15 protein-coding genes are annotated in these 15,658 nt (G+C 61.8%); 8 read left to right on the forward strand and 7 right to left on the reverse strand.

Going from position 1 to position 15,658, the window contains the following annotated elements:
• Window positions 1-59 precede the first annotated feature (59 nt).
• From thrC to HB676_RS21430, 4 genes are all read left to right on the forward strand, one after another.
• Complete coding sequence (thrC, locus tag HB676_RS21415) at window positions 60-1,478, forward strand: threonine synthase (RefSeq protein WP_213740153.1); 1,419 nt, start codon at window positions 60-62, stop codon at window positions 1,476-1,478.
• Window positions 1,475-2,764 carry a pitrilysin family protein gene (locus tag HB676_RS21420; RefSeq protein ID WP_213740154.1) on the forward strand — a complete coding sequence of 430 codons (1,290 nt, stop codon included), beginning with the start codon at window positions 1,475-1,477 and terminating at the stop codon, window positions 2,762-2,764. Before thrC ends, HB676_RS21420 begins: the two co-directional genes overlap by 4 nt.
• Before the next feature lie 126 nt (window positions 2,765-2,890).
• A complete protein-coding gene (locus tag HB676_RS21425; protein WP_213740155.1) occupies window positions 2,891-3,478 on the forward strand; it encodes a GNAT family protein in 588 nt (195 codons plus the stop codon).
• Window positions 3,479-3,593: 115 nt separating this feature from the next.
• The gene (locus tag HB676_RS21430) at window positions 3,594-4,391 is read left to right on the forward strand and encodes a hypothetical protein (protein WP_249780376.1); all 798 of its coding nucleotides are present in this window, start codon (window positions 3,594-3,596) and stop codon (window positions 4,389-4,391) included.
• Window positions 4,392-4,486: 95 nt separating this feature from the next.
• Here HB676_RS21430 and HB676_RS21435 read toward each other — a convergent pair whose 3' ends face one another.
• The 5 genes from HB676_RS21435 to HB676_RS21455 form a co-directional block, all read right to left on the reverse strand.
• Entirely contained in the window at window positions 4,487-4,972 is a 486-nt protein-coding gene (locus HB676_RS21435; protein ID WP_213740157.1) for an ATP F0F1 synthase subunit B, read from the reverse strand.
• A 5-nt stretch (window positions 4,973-4,977) separates the two neighbouring features.
• Complete coding sequence (locus tag HB676_RS21440; RefSeq protein ID WP_213740159.1) at window positions 4,978-5,535, reverse strand: F0F1 ATP synthase subunit B'; 558 nt, start codon at window positions 5,533-5,535, stop codon at window positions 4,978-4,980.
• 65 nt (window positions 5,536-5,600) lie between these two features.
• Window positions 5,601-5,828, reverse strand: a complete 228-nt coding sequence (locus HB676_RS21445; protein ID WP_009796340.1) for a F0F1 ATP synthase subunit C — start codon at window positions 5,826-5,828, stop codon at window positions 5,601-5,603.
• Between the two features lie 55 nt (window positions 5,829-5,883).
• Complete coding sequence (locus HB676_RS21450) at window positions 5,884-6,627, reverse strand: F0F1 ATP synthase subunit A (protein ID WP_213740161.1); 744 nt, start codon at window positions 6,625-6,627, stop codon at window positions 5,884-5,886.
• A gap of 64 nt (window positions 6,628-6,691) precedes the next feature.
• Window positions 6,692-7,075 (reverse strand): AtpZ/AtpI family protein, encoded by a 384-nt coding sequence (locus HB676_RS21455; RefSeq protein ID WP_213740162.1) that lies wholly within the window; start codon window positions 7,073-7,075, stop codon window positions 6,692-6,694.
• A 346-nt stretch (window positions 7,076-7,421) separates the two neighbouring features.
• Here HB676_RS21455 and HB676_RS21460 point away from each other — a divergent pair, with 346 nt between their 5' ends.
• From HB676_RS21460 to HB676_RS21470, 3 genes are all read left to right on the forward strand, one after another.
• Complete coding sequence (locus HB676_RS21460; RefSeq protein WP_213740164.1) at window positions 7,422-8,045, forward strand: 2-hydroxychromene-2-carboxylate isomerase; 624 nt, start codon at window positions 7,422-7,424, stop codon at window positions 8,043-8,045.
• Between the two features lie 60 nt (window positions 8,046-8,105).
• Window positions 8,106-8,690, forward strand: a complete 585-nt coding sequence (locus HB676_RS21465) for a hypothetical protein (protein WP_213740166.1) — start codon at window positions 8,106-8,108, stop codon at window positions 8,688-8,690.
• A 156-nt stretch (window positions 8,691-8,846) separates the two neighbouring features.
• On the forward strand, window positions 8,847-9,320 hold the full coding sequence (locus tag HB676_RS21470; protein WP_213740167.1) for a secondary thiamine-phosphate synthase enzyme YjbQ: 474 nt from the start codon (window positions 8,847-8,849) through the stop codon (window positions 9,318-9,320).
• 84 nt (window positions 9,321-9,404) lie between these two features.
• Here the strand turns inward: HB676_RS21470 and HB676_RS21475 are convergent, their stop codons facing one another.
• Window positions 9,405-11,030, reverse strand: coding sequence for an MFS transporter (locus tag HB676_RS21475; protein ID WP_213740239.1), 1,626 nt, complete (start codon window positions 11,028-11,030; stop codon window positions 9,405-9,407).
• A gap of 382 nt (window positions 11,031-11,412) precedes the next feature.
• Between HB676_RS21475 and HB676_RS21480 the strand changes: the two genes are divergently transcribed.
• A complete protein-coding gene (locus HB676_RS21480; protein ID WP_213740168.1) occupies window positions 11,413-12,087 on the forward strand; it encodes a response regulator transcription factor in 675 nt (224 codons plus the stop codon).
• Window position 12,088: 1 nt separating this feature from the next.
• Here HB676_RS21480 and HB676_RS21485 read toward each other — a convergent pair whose 3' ends face one another.
• On the reverse strand, window positions 12,089-15,598 hold the full coding sequence (locus tag HB676_RS21485) for a hybrid sensor histidine kinase/response regulator (protein ID WP_213740169.1): 3,510 nt from the start codon (window positions 15,596-15,598) through the stop codon (window positions 12,089-12,091).
• Window positions 15,599-15,658: the final 60 nt, after the last annotated feature.

Raw genomic sequence — 15,658 nt, forward strand, 5'->3', positions numbered from 1 at the left:
GTTCTATTATCGATCAATATCAAAGGCTTGGCAGGATGCCATGGCCTTTGGAGGCTGGTTTGACGCGCTACATTTCAACACGGGGGGAAGCCCCGGCCCTCGGTTTCTGCGACGTGATGCTGGCCGGGCTCGCCCGAGATGGCGGTCTTTACGTGCCGGAAACGTGGCCGCAGCTTTCGCCGCAAGCCATCGCCGGGTTTTCCGGCCGGCCGTATTGGGAAGTCGCTGTCGAGGTGATCCGCCCGTTTGTCGGCGGCGAGATTTCCGACGCGGATCTCGGGCGCATGGCCAATGACGCCTATGCGACATTCCGTCATCCCGCAGTGGTGCCGCTCAATCAGATCGGTCCCAATCAATTCCTGCTGGAGCTGTTTCACGGACCGACCCTGGCGTTCAAGGACGTCGCGATGCAGCTGATCTCGCGGCTGATGGATCATGTGCTGGCGAAGCGGGCGCAGCGCACCACCATCGTCGTCGCAACCTCCGGCGATACCGGCGGCGCCGCGGTCGATGCGTTCGCCGGTCTCGACAATGTCGATCTGGTCGTGCTGTTTCCAAACGGGCGGATCTCCGACGTACAGCGCCGGATGATGACCACCACGGGCGCCGGCAATGTTCACGCGCTCGCCATCGAAGGCACCTTCGACGATTGCCAGGCGATCGTGAAAGGGCTGTTCAACCATCACCAGTTTCGCGATGCGGTCGCGCTGTCGGGCGTCAATTCCATCAACTGGGCGCGGATCGTGGCGCAGGTGGTGTATTACTTCACGTCGGCCGTCGCGCTCGGCTCACCGGCGCGCCCGGTGGACTTCACCGTGCCGACAGGAAATTTCGGCGACATCTTCGCGGGCTTTGTCGCCAAGCGGATGGGCTTGCCGATCAGGTGGCTGCGCATTGCCGCCAACATCAACGATATCCTGCCACGCACGCTCAAGACCGGCATCTATGAAGTGCGCGAGGTTCACGCGTCGGCGTCACCCTCAATGGATATTCAGATTTCCTCGAATTTCGAACGGTTGCTGTTCGAGGCGGATGGCCGCGATGCGGCCGGTGTTCGCAGGCTGATGGCGTCGCTGAATCAGTCCGGCCGCTTCGTGCTACCGGATGCGGTACTGACCGCAATCCGCGAGGAATTCGATGCCGGCCGCGCCGACGAGACCGAAACCAGCGCTACCATCCGAGCGATGTGGCGCGAGGCCGGCACTCTCGTGGATCCGCATACCGCGGTCGCTCTCGCGGTGGCGGATCGCGACACGCCGGATTCGAAGATTCCCAATATCGTGCTGTCGACCGCGCATGCCGCGAAATTTCCCGATGCGGTGCAAGCCGCCTGCGGTGTGCGGCCGGAATTGCCGGCCTGGCTCGAAGGCCTGATGACCAGGCCCGAGCACATTAAAGTCATGAAGAACGACCAGGTTGAGGTCGAACAATTCGTGTTGTCGGTGAGCCGCGCCGCGAAGCAAGGAGTTTCCGGATGAGCGTCGATGTCACCAAGCTTCCCTCCGGCCTGACCGTCATCACCGATACCATGCCGCATCTCGAGACCGCGGCACTTGGTGTCTGGGCCGGTGTCGGCGGTCGCGACGAAAAGCCGAACGAGCATGGCATTTCGCATCTGCTCGAACACATGGCGTTCAAGGGCACCGCGCGGCGCTCGTCGCGCGAGATCGTCGAGGAAATCGAGGCGGTCGGCGGCGATCTCAACGCCGGCACTTCGACGGAAACTACCGCCTATTATGCCCGCGTCCTGAAGGCCGATGTGCCGCTGGCGCTCGATGTGCTGTCGGACATTCTCGCCAATCCGTCATTCGTGCCGGACGAGTTGGAGCGTGAAAAGAGCGTGATCGTGCAGGAGATCGGCGCAGCGCAGGACACGCCCGACGATGTCGTGTTCGAACATCTCAACGAACTGTGTTATCCGGACCAGCCGATGGGACGCTCGTTGCTGGGGACGGCGAAGACGTTGAAGGGTTTCAACCGCGATACGTTGCGGGATTACCTGTCGACGCATTATCGCGGTCCGGACATGGTGGTGGCCGCCGCCGGCGCCGTCGATCACAAGCAGGTGGTCGAGGAAGTGACGCAGCGCTTCTCCAGCTTCGAGGGCGCGGCTGCGCCCAAGCCGCAGCCGGCGATGTTCGGCAAGGGCGGCTCCCGGGTGGTGCATCGCGAACTTGAGCAGGCCCATCTGACGCTGGCGCTGGAGGGCGTGCCACAAACCGATCTGTCGCTGTTCTCGCTGCAGGTGTTCACCAACACGCTCGGCGGCGGGATGTCGTCGCGGTTGTTTCAGGAAGTCCGCGAGAAGCGCGGGCTGTGCTACTCGATCTACACCTTCCATGCGCCCTATGCCGACACCGGCTTTTTCGGGCTCTACACCGGCACGGATCCCGGCGATGCGCCGGAAATGATGGAAGTGATCGTCGACGTCATTAACGATGCGGTCGAGACATTGACCGAGGCCGAGATCGCGCGTGCCAAGGCGCAGATGAAGGCTGGACTGCTGATGGCGCTGGAGAGCTGCAGCTCCCGTGCCGAACAGCTGGCGCGCCACGTGCTGGCCTATGGACGTCCTTTGACGGTAGAAGAACTGGTCGCCCGGATCGATGCCGTGAGCGTGGAATCGACGCGGAACGCCGCGCGTGGCCTGCTGTCGCGCAGCCGCCCGGCGGTCGTAGCCCTTGGCAGCGGAAGAGGACTGGACACGGCAGTGTCTTTTGCGGAAGGATTGACCAAGTCGAAGGTCAAGGCGCGCCTTCATTAAAGGCCGGCCTGGGTTTTATTGAAGCATGATCTGCGCGCAAAACGCCCCTGCGTTTGTGGCGATGGAAACCGGTTTCCGCTTTTCCGGATCATGCGGTAGGTTCGGGGATCGGGAAGAGTAGAACCTATGGCCCTGTTTCGTTTGCCATCCAGTGGACCGGCTGCGCTTGCTCCGCGCGGCTACGGCCTGCTGCTGCGCGCGCCGCAGATGTCCGATTTTCTGCAATGGGCACATTTACGTGAATTGAGCCGTGACTACCTGACGCCGTGGGAGCCGATCTGGCCGTCCGACGATCTGACCCGCTCGGGTTTCCGGCGGCGCCTGCGCCGCTATGCAGAGGACGTCGCGGCCGACAGGTCATATCCGTTCATCGTGTTCCGGGAATCCGACGGCGCCATGATCGGCGGCGTCACGCTGGCGAATGTGCGCCGCGGTATCGTCCAGGCCGGCACGATCGGTTATTGGGTCGGCCAGCCCCATGCGCATCGCGGTTACATGACGACCGCATTGCGGGTGCTGCTGCCCTCCTTGTTCGGCGAACTCAATCTGCACCGTATCGAGGCCGCCTGCATTCCCTCCAACGCGCCGTCGATCCGCGTACTGGAGAAATGCGGCTTCAGCCGGGAGGGCCTCGCGCGGCGCTATCTCTGTATCAACGGCGTCTGGCAGGATCACCTGCTGTTTGGCCTGCTACATGAGGATTTCCGGGGTTAACCCTCGGATTCATGAATGTGACACATGCCTTTGGTTTGCCGCCATTGCGCTGCTATAAAACGCCAAAGCATGCTCCCGGCGCGCCGGATGCATGGCTGTCGGGGACATCTGGATAATGCGTATTAGGCTGATCGGGCGGAAGGCAAATACCGGTTGGGGGGACCATCTGCGTTATGCAGGCACGCTCGCCGTCGTGACTCTTCTGCTGTCCGGCTGCGGCGGCGGCAGCCTGTTCGGCGGCAGCAGCACACTCGCGCCGACGCTCGTCGCCGCCGACGGCGATACCCCTACGATCTCCGACCGGTTGAATCAGCTTCTGGGCCGGTCGCCATCCAGCGGTAGCAGCCCGTCGGCGCCAGCGCCGGTCACCGACGATACCCCTACGATCTCCGACCGGTTCAATCAGCTCCTGGGGCGATCGCCGTCGTCTCAAGCCCCGGCCCAGGCGGTGGACGGTGTCGAAATCGATTGTCCGGTCGTGAAAATTCGCGCGGGCGCCTCTACCTTTGCGGTGGGAGCGCCCGGCAAGCAGGCGGCGGGCAGCGATCTGCGCTATCAGGCGACCATCACCCGCACCGCGCGCGACTGCACGCGAAGCGGCAACCAGATCACCGCGCGGATCGGGATCGAGGGCCGCGTAATCTCCGGTCCGGCTGGCGCTCCGCCAGCCGTTGAAATTCCGCTTCGCGTCGCCGTGGTGCAGGCCGGGGTCCAGGAGCGGACGATTGCCACCAAGGTGTTCCGCACCTCGGTGTCGATGTCTGAGGGCAATGTGCCCTACAGCCTGGTGGGCGAAGATGTTGTCTATGAGTCGCCGCCGGGACGAAGCAGCGACAACTATATCTTCTATATCGGTTTCGACCCGCAGGCGCTGACGCCGGAGGCTCCTGCGAGACCTTCGCGGAAGAAATAACGGACGAGGGGATCGTCCGCCTTCGTGGATGATGGCATCAACAAAAAAGCCGGTGCGAGATCGCACCGGCTTTTTGTTTTTAGCTTGGAATTTCTTCAGTTCAGCTTTTGGCGAACTTCCGCAATGCCCTTGGCCAGGAGGTCATCTGCAACCGATCCCTTGACCGATTGCGACAGGATGGTGGTCGCGGCGGTCACGGCGGCGTTGGCGGCAGCCGAGCGGACGTCGGCCAGCGCCTGCGCTTCCGCCAGCGCGATCTTGCTCTCGGCGGTCTTGGTGCGCCGGGCAACAAAATCTTCCATCTTGGCCTTGGCTTCGGACGCGATGCGTTCGGCCTCGGCTTTGGCGGATGCGACGATGTCCTGGGCCTCGCGTTCCGCCGTGGCGTGACGCGCTTTGTATTCCGCGAGCAATTTGGCGGCCTCGTCCTTGAGGCGGCGTGCGTCGTCGAGTTCGGCCTTGATGCGATCGCGGCGGTGATCCAGCGTTGTCAGCACCGTGCGGTGAACGCCGACATAGGCGAACACACCAAGCAGGATGACAAAGCCAACGGCGACCCAGAATTCCGGTTCGGCGAACATCAAATCTATCCCTTCAAGGACGCGTCGACGGCGCTGTTCACGGACGTACCGTCGGGCGATATACCGGTGAGCCGTTGCACGATGGCGGCGGCCGCATCCGCGGCGATGCCCCGGACATTGCTCATCGCGCTTTCGCGCGTCGATGCGATGGTTTTTTCGGCGTCCGCCAGCTTGAGCGAAAGCTGCTCTTCCAGCGTCTTGCGTTCGGCTTCGGAGGCCGCGTTCAATTTGTCGCGGGTCTCGGTGCTGATCGCCTGGGCGCGGGCGCGCGCTGCCGCGAGCTCGCTTTCATAGGACTTCAGCGCGCTGTCGGACTCGTCCTTCAGCTTTTGCGCGGCGGCCAGATCGCCGTCGATCGCGTTCTGACGCGCGTCGATCACGCTGCCGACGCGCGGCAACGCAATTCGCGAGACGATCAGATAGAGCGCGACGAACGCGATCACGATAGACACCAGCTGAGAAGCGAACGTGCTCTTCTCGAACGGCGGGAAGGGAGCCTTGTGGCCGCCTTCCGTCTCGGTGTGGGCTACCGTGCCCTTGGCTTCGCCATGATCTTCAGCCACGGGTTTCTCCTGTTTGGCTCATCGAGATCCGGAACCGGAATCTCATCGGCCAGATCGGTGATGGATCAGAGCGCGAACAGCAGCAGCAGCGCGATCAGCAGCGAGAAGATGCCGAGCGCTTCCGTCACGGCGAAACCGAAAATCAGGTTGCCGAACTGGCCCTGAGCGGCCGAGGGATTGCGCACCGCAGCGGCGAGATAGTTGCCGAAGATGATGCCCACGCCTGCGCCAGCGCCACCCATGCCAATGCAGGCAATACCAGCGCCAATGTACTTCGCGGCAATCGGATCCATGAGACGAACTCCTTGTTGAGGTTTGTTAGAGAAGTGGATTTGCGTGAAAGGCCGATCAGTGGCCCGGATGAATAGCGTCGTTGATGTAGATGCAGGTGAGGATGGTGAAGACGTAGGCCTGTAGGAACGCGACCAGCAGTTCAAGCGCGGTCAGCGCGATCACCATGCCGAGCGGCAATACGGCGCCGAAGTAGCCGGCAATGCCGAGGCCCGCCAGCAGCGGAATGAAGCTTGCGAACACCGCCAGCGCGATATGGCCCGCGAGCATATTGGCGAACAGACGCACGGAGTGCGAGATCGGCCGCAGGAAGAACGAGAACACCTCGATGAACACGACCAGCGGCAGGATGAAAATCGGGATGCCCGAGGGCACGAACAATTTGAAGAATTTCAGGCCGTTCTTGTAGAAACCGTAGATCAGCACCGTCAGGAACACGATCATCGCGAGCACTACCGTGACGATGAGGTGGCTGGCAACCGTGAAGTTGTAGGGAATGACGCCGATCATATTCGATACGGCGATGAACATGAATAGCGAGAACACCAGCGGAAAGAACTTCATTCCGTCTTTGCCGGCGGTCGAGCGGATCGTGTTGGCGACGAATTCGTAGGAGATTTCCGCGATCGACTGGATACGCCCGGGCACCAGTTGCTTTCCGGCGCCGATCATCAGCAGCGAAATCAGCGCCACCGAACCGAACATGTAGGCGGAGGAATTGGTGAAGGCGATCTCTTGATTGCCGATATGGCCAATCGTGAAGAGCTTCTCGATATGGAACTGTTCGATCGGATCGATCATCCGCGAGGTATCTCTAGGCTACCGCCAGCCACGCCGGCGTTCTGCAATCAAATCTTCCGGCTTCTTAGCGGCCAGTCTTGCCCGGAGCAACACCTGCGGACCTGATCACGTTCACCACGCCGGCGATGAAGCCGATCAGGACAAACACGATGAGCCCGAAAGGTGACGTCGACAAAAACCGGTCGAAACCCCAGCCAAGCAGCGCTCCGACAACAACGCCCGCGATCAACTCCGAAGAAAGCCGGAAACCGATCGCCATCGCCGAAGCTCTGGCCGCACCGTCTCCATCTCCATCTCCATCTCCGGGTTGGTCAGTCCCGACTTTCCGGCTGTCCCGAATTTTGGACAACCGCTGATCCAGACTTCCGAGCCTTGCGGAAAGCGCAGCCTCGTCGGACGACGATTGATCGCCACTGCCATTTCCGCTGTTATTCGCGCCTTCAGCCATGCTGTGGAGACCCGAACCAATGCTGCGGTGGATGGAAATTGCGCCCGTCACCCTCAAAAGCCGCGCGGACCATACTGAGCGCATCTAATCAAGTCAAGATTGCGTCACAACCATATAAGTAATTGATTTTGATGCGTTTATAGTCGATGTCGCGGGTTCGTCATGGCGCGGTCGCCGCAGTGCAACAGCTTCACCTGCAATTGGCAAATCTGGCCGCGTTTTTGTGGCTCCTCGCGATGCCCAACGCGCCTCCAGGAGGCCAGCGATCTTGCGTCGGGCTGGCGGGTCTGTTGGGATGGGTGACAGTATTCTTATCGCTGCATTCTTATCGCTGCCCGGAGATCGCATGACGCGTCAGGTCGATTACTATTATTCGCTGCAATCCCCCTGGGCCTATATCGGGCACAAGTTTTTCCAGGAGGTTGTCGGCACGTACGGCCTCAAGGTGAATCATAAGCCGGTGGTCCTGGTCGATCTGTTTTCGGAAACCGGCGGCCTGCCGCTGTTGAAGCGCCATCCGGTGCGGCAGCGTTATCGTCTGGTCGAGCTGCAGCGCTGGCGCGACAAGCGCGGCCTGAATTTTCACCTTCAGCCGGCGAACTGGCCCTTCAATGCGCGACTGGCCGACGGCGTGGTGATCGCGGCGGTTGAGGCCGGTCACGATCCCGATGTCTTTCTGCGCAAGGCGTTCGCCGCGGTCTGGGAAGATCAATTGAATCTGGCCGATCCTGCAACGTTGATAAAACTCGCCGACGAGTCTGGTCTGCCGGGCAAGCAATTGGTAGAGCGTTCCGGAGCCGACGCGGTCAGTGCGATTTACGAGCAGAACCGGCAGGACGCGTTAACATCAGACGTGTTCGGTTCGCCGGCCTATGTGCTCGACGGTGAGGTATTTTGGGGGCAGGATCGGATCGAATTGCTCGCGGACGCGTTGAAATCCGGTCGCGGACCGTATGGCTCGCAAGTCTAGGATCAAGCGCAGGATAGCCAAGACAGGGAAGACCCAATCGGTTTTGAGGCGGAGCAACCCATGAGCATTGCGACATCGCCTTCGAAGTCCTTCACCGTCATTGCAGCCATAACCCTGATTTCCGGGCTGGGTATCGACCGTGCTGCTGCGCAGTCGATGCCCGATACCGAGAACGGCCGCTACGCGCTGTCGCCGGTTGCAGATGGGGTGGTCCGGCTCGATACCCGCACCGGCGCGGTGTCGACCTGCAGCCATGCCGGCGTGGGCTGGGCCTGCTACAGCGTGCCTGATGAGCGCGCTGCCCTCGACGCGGAAATCGGCCGGCTGCAGGCGGATAGCGAAAAATCCAAGACCGAGCTGGAGAAATCCAAAACAGAGCTGGAAAAATCAAAGACCGAACTGGAAAAACTCAAGGCCGAATTGGCGGCGCGTGAACCTGTCACCGGCAAGATCGACGAAGCGTTGCCGAAGACCGATCAGCTCAAGAAGCCGGAGCCGAAGGTGGCCGAGGGGCAGCGCCGGATCGAAATCCCGCTGCCGAGCGACCGCGATATGGATCGCGTGATGTCGTTTCTGGAGCAGGCATGGCGGCGGCTGGTCGAGATGGCCAACCGGATGCAGAAGGATGTCTCCGGGAAGATTTAGAACGGACGCGGCTCACTTCGTCGCTTCGTAGAGTGGGCAAAGGCGCGCTTGCGCCGTGCCCACCATTTCACTTGCTAAATAGGTTGGTGGGGACGCTTCGCTTTGCCCACCCTACGAAGAAGCAACATTACCGCGCGACTTGTCGAGAGATCATTTATGCCTCCACCCAAATCAGCATCCCGCACGCCGCCATCGATTGTCACCGCCGCCACGATCGTGTCGTCGCGCCTCACGGTTCAGACACCGGGGCGCAGCTTTCTCGATCTCACCGCCGAGGTCGCGGGGTTCGTGCGGGACGCCGGCGCGATCGAGGGCGCGGTGACGCTGTTCATCCGTCATACCTCGGCGTCCCTGACGATACAGGAAAATGCCGATCCGACGGTGCTGGCGGATTTGACGACCGCACTCGACCGGCTGGCGCCGGAACATGCCGGATGGCGCCACGACACCGAGGGGCCCGATGACATGCCGGCGCACATCAAGACCATGCTGACGGCGACCTCGCTGCAGATACCCGTCCTTGACGGCGATCTGGCGCTGGGAACATGGCAGGGGATTTACCTGATCGAGCACCGCGCCCATCCGCACCGGCGCGAAATCGTGCTGCAATTTGCGGGCAGGACCGGCTAGCCAAATGCAAAACCGGCCGCGGATCGCTCCACGGCCGGCTTGTTGCGTCTGTGTCGTTCGCGCGGCGAGCGCCGCGGGCGGCAATCAGTTCGACTTGATGTCGACGTCCTTGGTTTCCGGCAGGAAGAAGAAGCCGACGACCGCGGTGATCGATGCGAAGATGATCGGATACCAGAGACCCGCATAGATATCGCCGGTTGAGGCCACGATCGCGAACGAGGTCGCGGGCAACAATCCGCCGAACCAGCCGTTGCCGATGTGATAGGGCAGCGACATTGAGGTGTAGCGAATCTTGGTCGGGAACAGTTCGACCAGCATCGCTGCGATCGGCCCGTACACCATGGTGACGAAGATCACCAGGATGAACAACAGCCCGATGATCGCGGCGACCTGCGGACGGAAGATATCGAACGGATTGGCCATCTTCACGATGCCGGCATCGCCGGCCTTGGGATAGCCCGCGGCAGCAACAGCGGTCGTGATTGCCGGGTTGGAGGTCTTGGCGTCGGTGTAGGCCACGTCCTTGCCGTTGACGACAACCTTTACGCCCGAGCCGGCTGCACCAGCAACGGTCGTATACTTGACCGACGACTGGGCCAGGAAGGCGCGTGCGGTGTCGCAGGGCGACGTGAAGACGCGGGTGCCGACCGGATTGAAGAGATCGCCGCAGCCTGCGGGATCGGCGACGACTTCGACCTTGGTGGCTTCGATCGCCTTTTCCAGTGCCGGGTTGGCGTTGGACGAGATCATCTTGAAGATCGGGAAGAAGGTCAGCGCCGCGATCAGGCAGCCCGCCAGGATGATCGGCTTGCGGCCGATCTTGTCTGACAATGCGCCGAATACGATGAAGAAACCGGTGCCGAACAACAGCGACCATGCGATCAGAAGGTTCGCGGTATAGCCATCGACCTTCAGGATCGATTGCAGGAAGAACAGCGCGTAGAACTGGCCGGTGTACCAGACCACGCCCTGACCCATGGTGCCGCCGATCAGTGCCAGGATGACGATCTTGGCATTGCTCCAGTTGGCGAAGGCTTCAGTCAGCGGAGCCTTCGAGCTCTTGCCCTCGTCCTTCATCTTCTGGAACACCGGCGACTCGTTGAGGCGCAGCCGGATCCAGACGGAGACGCCGAGCAGAAGTACCGACACCAGGAACGGGATACGCCAGCCCCAGGCCGCAAAATCGGCTTCGCCGATCGCGGTGCGGGTAAACAGAATCACCAGCAGCGACAGGAACAGGCCGAGCGTCGCGGTGGTCTGAATGAACGAGGTGTAGTAGCCGCGTTTGCCCTGCGGGGAATGTTCGGCGACATAGGTTGCGGCGCCGCCATACTCGCCTCCGAGGGCAAGGCCCTGTGCCAGACGCAACGCGATCAGGATCACCGGCGCGGCAAAGCCGATCGTCGCGGCATTCGGCAGCAGGCCGACGATGAAGGTCGACAGACCCATGATCAGGATGGTGACGAGGAAGGTGTATTTGCGCCCCACGATATCGCCGATGCGGCCGAACACGATGGCGCCGAAGGGGCGCACCAGGAAGCCGGCGGCGAAAGCCAGCAGCGCGAAGATATCGCGCGTGGCCGGCGGATAGGCCGAGAAGAATTGCGCGCCGATAATGCTGGCGAGCGATCCATAGAGATAGAAATCATACCATTCGAAAACGGTGCCGAGCGATGAAGCGAGAATGACGAAACGTTCGTCCTTCGTCATGCCTCCGGTTCTCGCCTGCGGTACAGCTATTGTGGACATCTCGTTCGCTCCCCGAAATCATTGATCAAAGCTCGCCCATGCGCCGGACTTGGCCGGATTGTTCACGGGATTTATTCAACGGTAACATCGCCGTGAAACCTCTCCCAATAAGACTTTCGGCCCTGCGCACGGCAAAATCGGCAAAACGACGAACGCTGCCGACGACAGGCTGGGTCTCCGCTTCAGATTTGTTGCGACGCACAAATCGCCGGATTAACCGGTTTACCGCATGGCAACATTGTGCGCTTGCATGCAACCTCTCGTCAGTGGACAATTCCAGTCAGGAAAATGAGGTCCGCAAGCCGAGATGTTCCCGGCTCGCAACTCCTCTTGCAAGACATCAATGACTGCTGCTGCCAGCACACGCCTCATCATTGCCGACGATCATCCGCTGTTCCGCGATGCCCTGCGGCAGGCGGTGGCCAGCGTCGTGGCCTCGGCTGGAATCGATGAAGCCGGTTCGTTCGAGGAACTGACCGCTTTGCTGGAACAGGATTCCGATGTCGATCTGATCCTGCTTGATCTGACCATGCCTGGAATCTCGGGCTTCTCCGGCCTGATTTATCTGCGGGCGCAATATCCCGCGATTCCCGTGGTGATCGTCTCCGCCAGCGACGATGCCGCCACGATCCGGCGCTCGCTGGATTTTGGCGCCTCCGGGTTTATCCCCAAGCGTTTCGGGGTCGATACGCTGCGCGATGCGATCATGAAGGTGATGGACGGCGATGTCTGGGTGCCGGCGGATACCGACCTCACCGCCGTTGCCGATCCGGACATGACGCGCCTGCGCGACCGGCTGGTGACGTTGACCCCGCAGCAGGTCCGCGTGCTGATGATGTTGTCGGAAGGGCTGCTCAACAAGCAGATCGCTTATGAGCTTGGCGTGTCCGAAGCCACCATCAAGGCGCATGTGTCGGCGATCCTGCAGAAGCTCGGCGTCGAGAGCCGCACCCAGGCTGTGATCGCGGCCGCTAAAATCGCCGGCGGCCAGTGGCGGCAGGGCACGCCGACGGCGTAACCTACTCCGCCGCGACCATCTGCTGGGTGCGCCACTGGCCGAGCAGCGCCCGCAGCGAAGCCGGTTTGACCGGCTTGTTGAGCACCGCAATCTGTTCCTCGCGCGCTGCGGCCCGCACATGCGGGCTGCGATCGGCGGTGATCAGGATCGCGGGAATGCCGTCGCCAAAACGACGGCGAATCTCCCGGATCGCGGCCACGCCGTTGCCGCGGTCGAGATGATAGTCGACCAGCAAACCCGTCACCCGCTTGCCCGCGGCCTCGATCGCCTCGATGGCGGCGTCGGGATCTGCCACCGCGATCACCTCGGCGTTCCAGGCGGTGAGAAGCGTTTTCATGCCGTCGAGGATCGCCGCGTCGTTCTCGATGCACACGATCAGCGAGCCGCTCATCGGCGTCCGCGACAGTGGCGTCGCGCTGGTCACCGCGGCGGTGTGGTTGATGGCTTTGGCAATCGGCACCGTGACCGAGAAAACCGAGCCGCCGCTGATATTGGAATTGAGCGCGATGCCGTGGTTGAGAACCCGAGCCAGCCGCTCGACGATCGAAAGCCCCAGTCCGAGGCCGCGCGCGATCCGCGCGCCTTGCTCCAGCCGGTGGAACTCCTTGAAGATCTCGCCGCGCTTGAGAATGGGAATGCCGACGCCGGTGTCGTAGACGCCGATTTGCAGCGACTGGCCATGGCGGCGGCACCCGATCAGTACGCGGCCACGCGGGGTATATTTGATCGCATTGGAGATCAGGTTTTGCAGCAGCCGGCGTAGCAATAGCCGGTCGGATTCCACTGGCAGCGACGACGGCACGAAGGTCAGCTTCAACCCCTTGGCGCGCGCGATCGGCGCAAACTCGATTTCCAGCGAACGCATCAGGTCGGCCATCTTGAAGCTGGTCACCGACGTCGCCATGGCGCCGGCATCGAGCCGGGAAATATCCAACAGCGCACCCAGAATTTCCTCGATCGCTTCCAGGGAATCGTCGATGTTTTCGACCAGCCGGGAATCCTCGCCGCCGTTCTGGCGCTCGACGAGGCTCGTCACATAGAGCCGCGCCGCATTCAGCGGCTGCAGAATGTCGTGGCTGGCGGCCGCGAGAAAACGCGTCTTGGAGATGTTGGCGTCCTCGGCGGTACTCTTGGCCAGCGCCAGTTCCGAATTCAGCCGGGTAAGTTCTTCGGTACGATCCCGTACGCGCTTTTCCAGCGTGGCGTTGGAGCGTTCCAGCGCTTCGGCGGCTTCGAAAGACGGGGTGACGTCGGAGAAGGTGATGACCAGGCCGCCGCCGGGCATCCGGTTGGCGCGCACTTCGATCACCATGTGACGATCCGGCAGGCGTTCCAGATAGGGTTCGCCTTCGGTTGTATAGGCGGCGAGCCGCATCTCCATCATGGAAGCGCTGTCGCCAAAGCCCGAGGGGCTGACGGCGGCCATGAATTCCAGGATCTCCTGCAGGGGAATCCCGATCTGGATGAGGTGCGGCGGCAGCGCCAGAATTTCGCTGAACTGCCGGTTGGAACAGATCAACTGCAAATCCGCGTCGAATACCGCGATGCCCTGCCGCACGTGATTGAGCGCGGTCTGCAGGATTTCGCGGTTGAAATGAAGCGCGGCATGGGAGTCGTCGAGTAGTTTCAGGGCGGCCTTGGCAGAGACGGTGCGTTTGCGTAGCAACAGCGACATCACCAGACGCGAAGACGCCGCGCCAATCGAGGAGGCGATCAGATGCTCGGCATGCTGCAGCAGCTCGAAATCGGCTGGCGCCGCCGGGTCAAGACGGGCATGGTGGGTGATCGCAAAGGCTTCGAACGAATGCAAAGCGCGCTCGGGGCCGAGATATTGCGCCACCGTGCTTTGAATATCCTGCACCGTCACCGTGGTGCGCCAACGCCGGAATGTCGGCGTTATCGGCGCCAGCGCATGGGGCACGAACAGGTCGGCCTGCAATCGTTCGATCGAGGACGGCCGCCGCGCCAGCGACAGCACGACATAGGTCAAAATGTTGAGCGACAGCGACCACAGCGCGCCGTGCAGCAGCGGCGGCAGATCGGCGCCGAACAGCGCCTGCGGCCGCAACATCTCGATGCCGAAAGGACCGTGCTGCAGTAATTGCAGGCCCGCGATATTGCCGTCGAGAAAACTCGGCAGAAACAGCGTGTAGATCCATACGGCAACGCCGACCAGCATGCCGCCGATCGCGCCGCGCGCGGTTGCGCGTTGCCAAAAGAGACCGCCGAAGAAGGCCGGCGCGAGCTGCGCGATCGCCGCAAACGACAACAGGCCGATCGCCGCCAATTGGGTGTTGCCCAGCGCGCGGTAATAGAAATAGGCCATCGCCATGATGGCAAAAATCGCCAGACGCCTGACTCTCAGCAGGAAGTTGCCGAAATCCTTCTGGCCGGCGCGCGATTCACGGTCCCGCTGCAACACCAGCGGCATCACGATATCGTTCGAAACCATGATCGACAGCGCGACGCATTCCACGATCACCATCGCGGTCGCAGCCGACAGGCCGCCGATAAAGACGCCGACGCTCAGAAAAGCCTCGTTGGCCTCCATCGGCAGCGCCAGCACATACATGTCGCTGTCGACAGCGCCGAACGGAAAGGTCACCAATCCCGCCAGCGCGATCGGAATCACGAACACGTTGATCGCGACCAGATACAGCGGAAACAGCCAGCGTGCCCGGCCGACCTCGGCATCGCTGGAGCTCTCGACCACGCTGACGTGAAACTGCCGCGGCAACAGCATGATGGCGCAGAACGACAATAGCGTCATGGTCAGGAAATTGCCGATCGACGGCGTATATTCGATGGTGCGCAGCGCTTCCGGCGTCTTCATCGCGCGCTCGACGAGCTCGACGGGGCTGAACATCCAGAACGTGACGAAGGCGCCGGCGGCGATAAAGGCCACCAGCTTGATGATGGATTCGGTGGCGACCGCCAGCATCAGGCCGTGCTGATGTTCGGTCGCGTCGGTCTGGCGGGTTCCGAACAGCACCGCGAACGCCGCCATCGCCAGCGTGGCCACCAGCGCGATATCGCCGATGATCGGAATTGAGGAGAAGGCCTGATCCTCGCTGAGAATGGTTTCGAGTGATGACGCGACGGCCTTGAGCTGCAGCGCGATATAGGGAACCGATCCGATGATCGCGATCAGCACGACGGTGGTGGCGACCGCCTGGCTCTTGCCGTAGCGCGCGGCAATGAAGTCGGCGATCGAGGTGATGTTCTGCGATTTCGCCAGCCGGATCACGCGGCGAAGCAACGGCGTGCCGAACGCGATCATCAGGATCGGCCCGACATAGATCGCCAGGAAATCGACGCTGGTGCGGGTGGCGAATCCGACCGAGCCGAAGAACGTCCAGGAGGTGCAATAGATCGCCAGCGACAGCGGATAGATCAGCGCGCTGGCGCGTCCGCGCTGCATCGGCGACAGCCGGTCGCCGTAGCTGGCCACGAAAAACAGGAACCCGATGTAGCCGAAGGCGGCTGCGATCACGGCCCAGTCGTGCAACATCGCCGTTTTACTCCCTGCGGGCCCTAAAGCGTTTTTCGAGCGAAGTGGATACCGGTTCGC

The sequence above is a fragment of the Bradyrhizobium sp. dw_411 genome (assembly GCF_018449695.1).
Classification (GTDB): Bacteria; Pseudomonadota; Alphaproteobacteria; order Rhizobiales; family Xanthobacteraceae; genus Bradyrhizobium.